Origin of the sequence: Marinitenerispora sediminis (assembly GCF_003336425.1) — a bacterium.
In the GTDB taxonomy this organism is placed as follows: Bacteria; Actinomycetota; Actinomycetes; order Streptosporangiales; family Streptosporangiaceae; genus Marinitenerispora; species Marinitenerispora sediminis.
In genome coordinates this window covers 26,246-38,477 of record NZ_QEIO01000011.1, presented here as the reverse complement: position 1 = coordinate 38,477, position 12,232 = coordinate 26,246, and the positions used below count along the sequence as shown (strand labels likewise).

Genomic DNA, 12,232 nt, shown 5'->3' with positions numbered 1-12,232 from the left:
TGGATCAGCCTGCGCCGCCGGCGATCGAGCCGCGCCAATCCTGGTGGAACGGGTGAGAAAAAAAGATGCAAAATTCGGTTGCCACCAAATCACGCGTCGGAGCCGGCGAGATCCTGCGATTCCGTTATCTCGGCCGCCACGATATCGAGGACCTCGCGGAGCTCTGGCGCTCCCAGCACCGGCGCCACACCGCCCTCGCCCCGCATCTGGAGGACGTGATCACCTCCGTCGGCGTTGACGAGTCGTGGCGCCGCCGCCGGGCGCAGTACCTCGACTGGCTGGCCGACCCGGACACGATCGCGGTGCTCGCCGAACGCGGCGGGGTACCCGTCGGCTACGCGATGGTCACCGTGCGCCGCGCGCACCAGGGGTCGTGGGAGCGGGGTGAGCGGGTCGCCGTGGTGCAGACCCTGTCGGTGCGCCCCGACGCCGAGGACGCCCAGGTCGGGCCGGCCCTGCTGGAGGAGGTCCAGCACCAGCTCGCCGCAGTGGGCATCCGCGAACTGGAGCTCGACGCTGTCGCGACGAACGCCGACGCCATCCGCTTCTACGAGGAGCAGGGTTTCCGGCCGTTCGTCACCACCCTCGTGGCGCGTATCGGGATGGCCGGACCGCACGACTGACATGGCGGTCGAGCGGGTGCCGCCCGTCCGACCCGCCGGGTTAGGGTGAGCGCAGCACACCCGCCGCCGCCCCCGGCGCGGTGCTCCGGCCCAGCGAGCCCCGGGAGCCCCATGCGCAGCGCCCTCCGCCCGGTCGCCTGGCCGTCCGCCCTCCTCGTCCTGGCCCTCGTCCTCTCCGGCTGCGGGTCCGCGGGCGACGCGGGCGGTACCCCGGCCGAGACGCGCACGGTCCAGGTGTCGAGCGGAACCGTGGAGGTGCCGGCGGACCCCGAGCGGGTGGCCGTCCTGTGGCGTCCGGGCCTGGCGGCCGTGACGGAGCTCGGCGTCGTGCCGGTGGCCACGCTGGGCGACCCCGCCCGCGGCGACTCCGGTCTGGCCCCCTACCTGCCCGAGAGCGTCCCGGCCGAGGCCCTCACCGTCGTGTCCAACACCCCGCAGGAGCACGACGTCAACATGGAGCGGCTGGCCGCCACCCGGCCGGACCTGATCATCGGGGTGGACAGCACCGCCGCCGCGCAGGCGCAGCTCCGCGGGCAGCTGGAGGAGATCGCGCCGACCGTGCTGCTGGACTGGCCCGGCCCGACGGCCTGGCGGCAGTACCTCGGCGACGTCGCCGCGGTGCTGGGCATGCCGGGCGAGGGCGAACGCGCCCTCCGGGACTACGCGGAACGGGTCGCCGCCGCCCGGGAGCGCCTGGGCGACACCTCGGGCGTCGAGGTGTCGCTGGTGCGGTTGCAGAGCGACAGCGAGGTCCGGTTCGAGACGACCACCTCGTTCCCGGGTGAGATCCTCGACGAACTCGGTTTCGCCCGTCCGAAGAGCCAGCGCGGCACCGAACCGGACGAGCCGTTCGTGTCCGAGAGCTACGAGCGCCTCGCCGAAGCCGACGCCGACGTGGTCTTCGTGTTCGCCAACCAGGACTACGAGGACGCGCCCACGGCCTTCGGCGACGGCGTGTGGGCGAACATCTCGGCGGTGCGGGAGGACCAGGTGTTCGCCGTCGACTACGACTACTGGGGCGCCGCGAGCCTGTTCGGCGCGGAGCGGGTCCTGGACGACGTCGTCGCGGCGATGGAGGGCGACCTGCGCCCCGCGGTGTGACGTCCACGCTCGGCCGGCCTCCGGCGGCGCGGGACGGCGTCGCCCCGCCACCGCGCTCGGCGGAGCGGGCCTCCGCGGCGACCCCCGCGGCGGCGATCCGCATCCACCCCCGCCCACCCGCGCGAGCGGGGTATCGCCTCGCCCCGCGGCCAGCGCCGAGGGCTGCGGTCCAGGACGGAACCGTCCCCCCGCCGTCACTCGCGGCCGCCTGCGCGACCGCATCCGTCGGTTCGCCGGAGCACGGATTCCCATGGCGAAGGGCGCGGGGTGTGCACGCTCCTGGCCCGCTTCGAAGCGGGCTCCGCGTCCACGGCGGTGCGCCGCCTGCGGTGCGGCAGAGGCAGGCGCGGTCCCTGGACGGCGGCCCGCCGAGGCTGGCCTGGTCGGCGTGGCCGCAGCCCGAGTACCGCCGGGACACGGTCGCGGACGCCGGTTCCCCGGCTTCCGGAGCGGTGCCGGGCGCTGGGCCCGCGCCCGCTGACCCCGGTGCGAAAGCCGCGACCGGTCCGGGGCACGTGCTGCTCCGTCCGGCCCGCGACGAGGAACCGGAGCCGGCGGGGACGGCGTCACCCGGTCCGCGCCGCTCACGGGGGCGAGGTGGCCATCATCCGGTCGTGGAACCAGCTGAGCCCGGAGGCGTGCCGCACGCGCTACCGAAGGAGCCCGGCCCGCACCCGCCAGCGGCTCCCGGCGCCGAAATCCGCGATCCGGTGGCAACCGGCTGACCCGCACCCTGCCCAGCGGCCACTGACCTCCCACCGCCACTGGCCAGCGCACCACCCCATCGACGCCCCAGGGCCGTCGTCGGTGGCGGGGCGCGGGGGTGGCTCCGCCAGAGGGCGGCATGGGGCGTCCTCGCTGCCGTCTCATCCGGTGAGCGCTCGATCCCGACGCGGCCCCGCCACTACCGCGACCGCCGCGGTCCCCGCACCGGCGAGGAACACCACGTGGTTCCGGGCGGCCACCCGCGTCCGCGCCCCGGCGACGCGTCCGCCCGGGGCACCTGGGGGGGGTCCGGCCCGAGATGCCGGCGCCGGCCGTGCGGGCGCCGGTCCGGCCTTCCCCCGGCCTGCCGAGCGGCTTCCCGGCCCGGCTCACCGGCGGACGCCGGAGGCCGGCCCTTGGCGGCCGCCCGCCCGGCCGGTAAAGTACCAATACGTAACTTCTTTTGCACTAATACAAAGGGAGAATCATGGACTCCGCGCTCCCCGGCCCCGCCTACTCCGCCACCGCCCGCACCACGCCCACCCGGCACGCCGACCGCGCCCGCTACGACGAGGACACCGTGCACGCCGTCCTGGACGCCGAATTCGTCTGCCACCTCGGTTTCGTCGCCGAGGGCGCGCCCGTGGTGCTGCCCACGCTGTACGCGCGCGTGGACCGGCGGCTCTACCTGCACGGTTCCACCGGCAGCCGCCCGATGCGCACCGTCGACGGCCGGCGCGTCTGCGTCACGGTGACGATCACGGACGGGATCGTGCTCGCCCGGGCCGCGCTGCACCACTCCGTCAACTACCGCTCGGTGGTCGTCCACGGCACGGCGCACCGAGTCACCGACCCGGCGGAGCGGGCCCTGGCGCTCGACGCGGTCGTGGACCAGGTGGTGCGCGGCCGGTCCGCCGACTGCCGGCCGGCCGGTGCGAAGGAGCACGCGATGACCGCCGTGCTGCGGGTGGAGCTAGACGAGGTCTCCGCGAAGGTCCGCACGGGCGACGTCGCGGACGACCCCGAGGACGTGGAACTGCCGCACTGGGCGGGCGTGATCCCGGTGCGCCGCACCCTGGGTACACCCGTCCCCGACGCCGCGCTCCCCTCCGGCACGCCGCTCCCGGGCTACCTGGCGCACCTGGCGTGACCGGGCCGCCGGTCCCGACCGGGGTTTCGGCCACCCCGATTCCGCGCATGCCGGGGCTCCTCGGTAGTTTTACCTGCCGGTGGACCTCGGACGCGACCGCCGACCCGGCGCGGACCGGTTTACCCGTCCCTTGCCGCGCGTCGCGACCATGACGCGCGGTGAGCGGCCCGGCACCGTCCGGCGCGACCCGCGTCGGACGGTGCCGCCCGCGCCCCCGGAGCGGCTCGCCGGGCCCCCCTCGGGAAGGCGCTACCCTCGTCGCGTGGCTGGCACCGACGCGAACACCTGCAACTTCCCCGGCTGCGACCGCCCCGTCCCGCGCGGAACGTCCCCCGGTCGGCCACCGGAGTACTGCGACCTCCCCGAGCACACCCGATGGCGGGCCTGGCGGGAGCGGCAGCGCCTCGCCCAGGAGGCCCAGGACGCCCAGGAGCGGCAGCGGGCGGCCGAGGAGGCCGAGCGGCCGCCGGAGGCCGCCGAGCCCGAGCCGCAGCGCTCCGGAGCGGCCCCCCGCGGCGCGACGCCGGTGACCAGTGCCCGGTTGCGGGCTGACGAACTCCTCACCAGGTTCGCCGTGCAGGCCGAGCAGCTGGCCGGCACCCTCACCGCCGCCACCGAGGCGTTCTCCACCATGACCGACCCCGCCAACGCGGAGGCCCAGGTCGAGGCGGCCCGGGTCGCGGCCGCCCGTCAGATCGCCGAGGCCGACGCCGCCCGGCTGGAGGCCGAGAACCTGCGCCGTGCGGCCGAGGCCCAACGGCGCGCGGCCGAGAACGCGCGGCGCGGGGCGGAGGAGGCGGCCGCGTCGTCGATCGCCGCGGCGGGCTCAGCCGAGCGGATGGCGGACTCGGCGATCGCCGCCCGCGAGGCGGCACTGGCCGAGCGCGATGCCGCCCGGGCGGAGGTCGAGCGGCTCGGCGCCGAGCACGATGCCGCGGTGGCGGCGCGCGACGCCGCGGTTGCCGAACGCGACGCCGCGCTCGCGGAGGCGGAGCGCCGGGTGCGCGCCGCCGAGGAGCGCGCGGCCGCGCGGCTGGACGAGCAGCGCCAGCAGGCCGAGCGCACGCTGGCCGAGGCGCGGGAGCGCGCCGCCGCCGAACTCGACGGCGTGCGCGGCCGGTTGGCCGAGGAGACACGCGAGCGGGAGGCGGAGAGCCGCCGCGCCGAACGCGCCGAGTTCGCCACGGAGCGCGCCGAGGCGCGCACGGCGGAGGCCGCCGCCGAGCGGGACCGCCTCACCGCCGAGAACGCGCGGCTCGCCGCCGAGCTCCAGCGGACCCGCGAGGCCGCCGAGGAGGAGCGCGGCCGCTCGCTCGCGGAACTCGCCGAGCACCGCCGTACCGCGGCGGAGGCGCTGGCCGAGGCCAGGGAGTCCGCCGCCCAGCGGCTAGCCGCCGTGGACGACGCCCGCGCCCAGGCCGTCCGCCGCGCCGAACGCGCCGAGGCGCAGATGGACGACGCGCTGGCGGAGCTCAGGCGGCTGCGCGCCGCGCTCGACTCCCGGTCGGCGGCCGAACCGGGCGGGTGACCGCCGGGCACGGTCCGCTCCGGTCAGCCGAAGACCGCGTACTCCGCGAGCACCTCCTCCAGCTCGGCGGGCAGGTCCGCCCGGATGACCGCGTCCGCCACGGAGCTGAAGCGCCCGCCCATGCGGCGCGCGCGCACCAGCGCCTGCGCGTGCTGGACGGTGACGCCGTTGATCCGGCTGATCACCTGCTCCGGAGCGTTGTTCAGGTCGACCACCCCGCCGTCGTCGAACTCGCGGTCGCGATCAGGACGGCCCACACCGAGTTCCTTCGCCACCAGGGGGTCCCGCTCCATCAGCTCCCGTGCGTGCGCGCGCGTTTCGCGGAGCCGCCGCGCCTCCGCCAGCAACGGCGACCGCTCCCGCGCCCACCCGTCCGGCTCCGGCTGTGGCGCCCGCCCGGCCGGGGCGGCCCCCGCGGGAGGACCGAAGACGTATCCGCGCATGGCGAGCGCCAGGCCGCCGCCGACCACCCAGTTGAGGACCGCGCACGCCGTCTCCCAGGGCGAGTCCGGCTCGGCCAGGAAGAAGCCGACGAACAGCGCGGTGGTGGCGACCGCCAGCGCCAGCGTCCAGGCGTTGAACCGGCGGGCCGCGGCCTGGATGAAGAAGAACGGACTGGCGAACCCGAGACTCAGCGCGGGAAGGCCCGCCCACACCCACGTCGCGACGTGGCGAGCCCGGCTCCGGCTCCCCGCCTGCTGGACCTGTCCCGCACGGGGCTGACGGGGGGATTCGTTCGACATAGGCCGCAGGTTAGGGGCTCTCCGCGCGGTGAGGAAGCCCTCCGAGCGGCCGCTCCCCCGGCCACGGAAGCCCTCGTATCCCACCGTCTCCGCCCCAGCCGCACCAATCCGACGAACCGCGCACCAAGTGCCACATCGCACGCTCTGGTGACGAATCTGCCTAACATTGAGGGTGTGCACGAACAGGCGACATCCCACGACGGCGGGGGTTCCGAGCCGTCCGCCCCCGAGTGGAGGCCGCCGGCACGGATCCGCCCCAAGGTGGCCGACCTGCCGAAGGCGCGTATCGATCTGAAGGCGGTGTTCGGGCTCGCGTCCGGGCGGTGGGCCTGGACGATCGCGATCAAGGCCGCGGTCGCCATGAGTGGTTCCTTCGCGCTCGCCGCCGTTTTCTTCGACCCCAGGGCGGCCGCGCTCGCGGCCCTGGGCTCCATGACGGTGCTCTACGAACGCACCACCCCCTACGCGCACCGCGCCGTGGCCCTCGCCTTCGTCGGCGTCGGGTTCGTCCTCAGCGTGGGCCTGGGTTCCCTCGCCTCGGTCACCCCGTGGACGGCGGCGCTCGGCATCGGCCTGATCGCGGGGGTCGCCACCTGGATCTGCCAGGCGCTGCGGGTCGACCGCCCCGGTCCGCTGTTCATCACCCTCGTGGGCGCCATCTCCACGATCGCCCCGGGCGGGCTGGCCGCCGTCCCGCTGCACGCCGGGCTGGCCGGGATCGGCGCGGCCGTCGGCTGGCTGGTGGCGATGGCGGACGCGCCCTTCCGCGGCCGGTACCCGGAGAACCGCGCGGTGGCCGAGGCGTTCCGCAAGCTCGCCAAGCTGCTCCGCGCTGTCGGCACGCCTTCGCTCGACCACGTCCAGCACGAAGCCTCGCTCGCGGTCGCGGAGGCGTGGCGGCTCGTGCTGCTGGCCCAGACGCGCGGCTACCGCGACACCCCGGCCGCCGCCCGGCTGCGCGCCCTGCTGCGCTGGGTCTCCGACATCCACCTCGCCGCCGCCGACGTCTCCATGGCACGGACCGACCCGCTGCCCGAGGAGGTCGCGCGGTTCGCGGCGGGCCTCGCCGACGCCGTCGCCCGGCCGGAGCTGGCCCCCGATCCGGCCCGGCTCGACGAGGTGCGCCGCGGGCTGCGGCCGCGCTCCCTGGAGTCCCGGCTGTACACCCGGCTGGCCCGCGCCGCGCAGACGGCGCGCAAGCCCGAGCACGAGGCCGCCGGCGCCGGCCTCGGCCTGTACGACACCCGCTACCCCTCGGTCCTGGACTCGCTGCGCTCCAGCCTGAGCCGCGAGTCGCTGGTGCTGCCGACCGCGCTGCGGATGGGGATCACGGTGGCGGCGGCCGGCCTGCTCGCCGTGCTCCTCGGCTTCGAACGCTTCTACTGGGTCTCGGTGACCACCGCCGCGGTGCTCCAGGGCGGCAACGTGGTGCTGACGGTGAACCGGGGGGTGCAGCGCGCGCTCGGCACGCTGCTCGGCGTCGTGATCGGGGTCGGCGTGCTGCTGCTGCACCCGCCGCTGCCGGTCGTCATCGTGGCGGCCGGACTCTTCATGGGGCTGGCCCAGCTGGTGATCGCCCGGACGTTCCTGTACGGCAGCATCCTGCTCACGCCGATGGCGCTGCTCATCGCCCACACCGCGGCCCCCTACCCGGTGGACGAGCTCGCGCAGGCGCGGATCCTGGACACCCTCCTCGGCTCGCTCGTCGGTATGCTCGGCGCGGTCCTGCTGTGGCGGCAGGCGTCGGCGTCGCGGCTGCCCCGGACGATCATCAACGTCCTGGACGACGCCCGGACGGTGATCAACGAGGTGCTCGACCCCGACGTGGCGATCGGCCCGGAGCGCCGCTACCGGCTGCGCCGGGACCTGCGGGCCGACCTGATCAGCCTGCGCGGCGTCTACGACAGCGCGATCGGCGACGTGCCGCGGGCGGAGACGACCCAGCCGCTGTGGCCCGTCGTCGTCGCGACCCAGCGCACCGGGTACCTGGCGCTGTCGGCGCTCGCCCTGGACAAGCCGCCGCCGGTCTCCGGCATCACCCTGCAGCGCGTGGACCTGGCGTTCCGGGAGCTGAGCGCGGCGATGAGCGAGCGCCGGGCCCCCCGGCTGGGCGCGCTGCCGCGCCTGGTGGACTACCCGCGGATCAACATGGAGCTGCGGGCGCTGGCGTCGGCGATGCGCACGGCCGTCGCCGGCGACGAGCGCGCGGCGGCGCTGGAGCACGAGCGCCGGGTCCGGCGCGAGCAGCGCCAGGCCCGCGCGGAGGTGGACGCCGACCTGTGACGCCGGCCGGCTTCACGGCCGGCCGGCGGCCGCCCGGTTCAGTCGCCGACGACGGCGAACGCCCGCACCGGGAAGGTGCCGAGGCCGCGGACCTTCACCGGGACCGCGAAGAACCGGAACCCGGCGGTGGGCAGCCGGTCCAGCAGGCACAGGTGCTCGACGACCGGGATGCCGGCCGCGAGCAGCGCCGAGTGCGCCGGCCGCGCCCCGTCGGCGGCCGGCGAGATGTCGTCGATGTTGACGGAGTCGATGCCCACGAGCACGGCCCCGGCCGCCACGAGCGCCTTGGCCGCCGCCTCCGACAGGTAGGGGTGCTCGTCGCTGCCGTACCGCTCGGTGCGCCAGTGCCGGTCCCAGCCCGTGCGGATCAGCACGGCGCGGCCCGCCACGTCCACCCCCTCCAGCGCCTCCGGGCCGACCTCCCGCTGGACGGCGTCGATGACCACGCCGTCGAGGTCGGCCACCTTGGCGAGTTCGAGGTCGGCGAGGTCGGAGCCGTCCCGGTAGCGGTGCGCGGGGGTGTCCAGGTAGGTGCCGGTGTTGGCGACCATCGAGACCCGGCCGATCCGGAACTCGGTGCCGGGCGCGTAGGTCCGGTGCGAGTCCTCGAAGGAGAGGTGGTCCTCGACCACCGGCCCCGGCAGCCCCGGGTAGGTCGTCATCCCCGCCACGATCTGGTGGCTCAGGTCAACCAGGTGCGTCACTGCGTCGCCTCGTCTCCACGCGTCGTGCGTCCGGCCGGCCGGACGCGCGGGCCGGCACCGGAGGGCGCCGGCGCCCCGTAAAGGTCTAGACCACACTGTAGTGGTATGCGGTGTCCCACGTCACTGCCCCTCGCCCGTGCCGCGAAAGCGCCGGACCCGCCGCGCACCCCGGGCGGAACAGGCGCCCCGGCCTCGCTAGAGTCGGTGCGGTCCCCCCGTCCTGTCCGAGGAGAAGCCCGCCGTGTCGATCTACGGAGCCGCCAAGTCGGTCATCGCGCCGGTCACCCGAACACTGTGGTCACCGCAGGTGACGGGCCTGCGCCACATCCCCCCGCACGGTCCGGTGATCCTGGCCTCGAACCACCTGTCGAACTTCGACCCGGTCCTCATCGGCGTGGTGGTCCCCCGCCCCGTGGTCTTCCTCGCCAAGCGGGAGCTCTTCGCCGAGGGCAATCTCGCCCAGCGGACGTTCACGCGCGCCCTGCGGGCGATCGGCCAGCTCTCGACGGACCGGGGCACGGGCGCCCGGGAAGCCATGGACAGCACCCTCGACCTGCTGGCCGAGGGCCGCGCGGTCGGGATCTTCCCGGAGGGCTCGCGCTCCCCGGACGGGCGGCTCTACCGCGGGCAGACCGGGCTCGCCTGGCTGGCGCTGTCGACGGGCGCGCCGGTCGTTCCGATGGCGGTCACCGGTACCGCGCACGTCCTGCCGGCGGGCCGCCGGATCCCGTCGTTCCACCGCCTCGGCGTGCGGATCGGGCCGGTGGTGGACCTGGCGCCCTGGCACGGCGAGGCCGGCCGCGCGCGGTCCCGCCGCGCGGCCACCGACGCGGTCATGGACGCCATCCACGCCCTGTCCGGCCAGCCGCGCGCCGAACGGTTCGCCGCCTCGGCCAAGGCCCGGCCGGCGGCGCGCGCGAGCTGACCACCGCGGTGGCGCGGGACGGCGGCCGGCCGCGCGGGCGGCACGGGACCCCCGCGACCGGCACCTTCGTGCCTTCTGGCGACACTCGCCCCCGCCGGCCGCCGATCGGACTAGAGTGCTGTTCAGGATCGGTCCCCTCACATCTGCCGGTTCCCGCCGGTGTCGCGCCGCCCCGGGCGGTCGGCCGCCGGGCGCGGACGCGTCAACGTGGAGGGCGGAGCGGTGCAGCGGCTCACTCGGATCCGGTTCCTCGTCTTCCCCGACAACGGGCTGTTCCGCGTCCACGGCCTGGGCGCCCGCTTCGACCGCGGCGCCGCACCCGGCCTGGCGGGCGGCTCACTGCTCGCCTGCGGCCCGGAGCATCTGGAGCTGAGCACGCTGCAGGGGCGGATCGAGGTGAGCGTGGTCCTTGAGGAGTGGGACCAGCTCCCCGGCCCCGACGCCGACACCGGACCGGAGGCGGTGCCGTGGGAGGAGGCCGGCACGGCCACGGTGTTCCTGCGCGGCTACGTCAGCGTGGGCACCGACACCTCCGGGCGCACCCTGGGGGTCCGGCTCGCCGGCGGCACCGGGGGCTACCACGTCGAGGTGCGCGCACGGCGGCGGCACGCCGTCGCCGCCCGTTATGATCATCTGCTCCAGCACTACCGCGACCACGGCTCGGCGGAGTTCCGGCGGGCGGCCGAGAGCCTGCGCGGGCAGGAGGAGTTCCTCCTCCGGCTGTCGCCGGCCGGGCGCACCTCCGGCAACGACCCCGTGAGGTACCCCACAGTTGTTTCGGGCTGAGATCGGCCGATCGACGCGTTGGCCATGCTGAGTGAGCGATAATTCCTGACTGACCGGTGGAAATGACATCGATCTCGCCGCACGCCCCCACCACCTTGCCCGCGGGCGGCAATGTCTATTTTTAGAGTTGGTTGAGTCGGGATACCACTGGTCGGGTAGTTTTGACTTAGGTGAGCCTTGCCTGATTTACCGCGTCGCGAGTCCCGTGGCGCGCGGCACGACTCGGTTCGACCGTGCCGCCCGAGCAGACGCGAAGGATGGAGATGTCGATGACGCGTCCACTGCGAGTGGGAATCGTGGGGGCCGGCCCCGCGGGTATCTACGCGGCGGATCTGCTGACGAAGGACGACACGCTGACGGCGAGCGGGACACCGCTGAGCATTGACATTATGGACAAGCTCCCGTCTCCGTACGGGCTGGTGCGCTACGGCGTGGCCCCCGACCACCCCCGCATCAAGCAGATCCAGGGCGCGCTGCACAAGGTCCTCGACAAGCCGCAGATCCGCTTCCTCGGCAACGTCGAGTACGGCGTCGACCTCAAGCTGGAGGACCTGCGCCGGCACTACGACACGGTGATCTTCGCGACCGGCTCCGACCGCGACCGCCCCCTCGACATCCCCGGCGTCGACCTGCCCGGCAGCCACGGCGCCGCCGACTTCGTCTTCTGGTACGACAGCCACCCCGACGTGCCCCAGCAGTGGCAGGTCGACGGCACCAGCGTCGCGGTCCTCGGCGCCGGCAACGTGGCCGTGGACGTCGCCCGCATCCTCGCCAAGAACGCGGACGACCTCCTGGAGACCGACATCACCGACAACGTGCACGAGGGGCTGCGTTCCAAGCGCATCACCGACGTGCACGTGTTCGCCCGGCGCGGTATCGCCCAGGCCAAGTTCACCCCCATGGAGCTGCGCGAACTCGACAAGCAGCCCGGGGTCGAGGTGATCGTCTACCCCGAGGACTTCGACCTGGACGACGCCAGCATGGCGGCCATCGAGGGCTCCAACCACGTCAAGACCAACGTGAAGGTCCTGCAGAACTGGGCGATCCGCGACCCCCGGGGCGAGCCGCGCCGCCTGCACCTGCACTTCCTGCACCGCCCGGTGGAGATCCTGGGCACCGACCGCGTCACCGGCCTGCGCACCGAGCGCATGGAGCTGACCGGCGACGGCGGCGTGCGCGGTACCGGCGAGTTCATCGACCACGACGTGCAGGCCGTCTACCGCGCCATCGGCTACCTGGGCTCGCCCGTGGCCGACCTGCCGTTCGACGAGGACCGCGGTGTGATCCCCAACGACGGCGGCCGGGTCCTCGACCTCGACGAGCAGCCGATCCCCGGCGTCTACGCCACCGGCTGGATCAAGCGCGGCCCGGTCGGCCTCATCGGCCACACCAAGGGCGACGCGCTGGAGACCATCGGCAACCTGGTCGCCGACCGCGACTCCTTCCCGCCGGCCGCCGACCCCGACCCCGAGTCGTTCGTGCGGCTGCTGCGCGAGCGCGGCGTGCCGTTCACCACGTGGGAGGGCTGGCAGCGCCTGGAGTCCCACGAGGAGGAGCTCGGCAGAGAGCACGGTCGCAAGCGCGTCAAGGTGCTGTCCCGCGCCGACATGACCCGCATCTGCCGGGGCGAGGACGGCTGAACCGCGCCGCCGCCGCGCGGACGCGACCTGGGACCCCGCCCGAG

10 protein-coding genes are annotated in these 12,232 nt (G+C 74.9%); 8 read left to right on the top strand and 2 right to left on the bottom strand.

The features are described from left to right. The first annotated feature begins 65 nt into the window (after nt 1-65). The 4 genes from DEF28_RS03430 (at nt 66) to DEF28_RS03415 (ending at nt 5,107) form a co-directional block, all read left to right on the top strand. Complete coding sequence (locus DEF28_RS03430; protein WP_114397019.1) at nt 66-623, top strand: GNAT family N-acetyltransferase; 558 nt, start codon at nt 66-68, stop codon at nt 621-623. Nucleotides 624-734: 111 nt separating this feature from the next. Continuing rightward, a complete protein-coding gene (locus tag DEF28_RS03425) occupies nt 735-1,724 on the top strand; it encodes an iron-siderophore ABC transporter substrate-binding protein (protein WP_114397020.1) in 990 nt (329 codons plus the stop codon). 1,192 nt (nt 1,725-2,916) lie between these two features. Continuing rightward, nucleotides 2,917-3,579: a pyridoxamine 5'-phosphate oxidase family protein gene (locus tag DEF28_RS03420; RefSeq protein WP_114397021.1), complete on the top strand. Its 663-nt coding sequence runs from the start codon at nt 2,917-2,919 to the stop codon at nt 3,577-3,579. 262 nt (nt 3,580-3,841) lie between these two features. Next, nucleotides 3,842-5,107, top strand: coding sequence for a hypothetical protein (locus tag DEF28_RS03415; protein ID WP_114397022.1), 1,266 nt, complete (start codon nt 3,842-3,844; stop codon nt 5,105-5,107). Between the two features lie 23 nt (nt 5,108-5,130). On the opposite strand, the gene DEF28_RS03410 is transcribed toward DEF28_RS03415, so the two are convergent. Next, complete coding sequence (locus tag DEF28_RS03410) at nt 5,131-5,850, bottom strand: helix-hairpin-helix domain-containing protein (protein ID WP_147280080.1); 720 nt, start codon at nt 5,848-5,850, stop codon at nt 5,131-5,133. Nucleotides 5,851-6,015: 165 nt separating this feature from the next. Between DEF28_RS03410 and DEF28_RS03405 the strand changes: the two genes are divergently transcribed. Continuing rightward, nucleotides 6,016-8,133 (top strand): FUSC family protein, encoded by a 2,118-nt coding sequence (locus tag DEF28_RS03405; RefSeq protein WP_374058084.1) that lies wholly within the window; start codon nt 6,016-6,018, stop codon nt 8,131-8,133. Nucleotides 8,134-8,171: 38 nt separating this feature from the next. Here the strand turns inward: DEF28_RS03405 and DEF28_RS03400 are convergent, their stop codons facing one another. Next, the gene (locus DEF28_RS03400) at nt 8,172-8,837 is read right to left on the bottom strand and encodes a cyclase family protein (RefSeq protein WP_114397024.1); all 666 of its coding nucleotides are present in this window, start codon (nt 8,835-8,837) and stop codon (nt 8,172-8,174) included. A gap of 241 nt (nt 8,838-9,078) precedes the next feature. On the opposite strand from DEF28_RS03400, the gene DEF28_RS03395 reads away from it, so the two are divergent. The 3 genes from DEF28_RS03395 (at nt 9,079) to DEF28_RS03385 (ending at nt 12,188) form a co-directional block, all read left to right on the top strand. Next, nucleotides 9,079-9,762 (top strand): lysophospholipid acyltransferase family protein, encoded by a 684-nt coding sequence (locus DEF28_RS03395; protein ID WP_114397025.1) that lies wholly within the window; start codon nt 9,079-9,081, stop codon nt 9,760-9,762. A gap of 222 nt (nt 9,763-9,984) precedes the next feature. After that, nucleotides 9,985-10,548 (top strand): hypothetical protein, encoded by a 564-nt coding sequence (locus DEF28_RS03390; RefSeq protein WP_147280081.1) that lies wholly within the window; start codon nt 9,985-9,987, stop codon nt 10,546-10,548. Between the two features lie 287 nt (nt 10,549-10,835). Continuing rightward, complete coding sequence (locus DEF28_RS03385) at nt 10,836-12,188, top strand: FAD-dependent oxidoreductase (RefSeq protein ID WP_114397027.1); 1,353 nt, start codon at nt 10,836-10,838, stop codon at nt 12,186-12,188. Nucleotides 12,189-12,232: the final 44 nt, after the last annotated feature.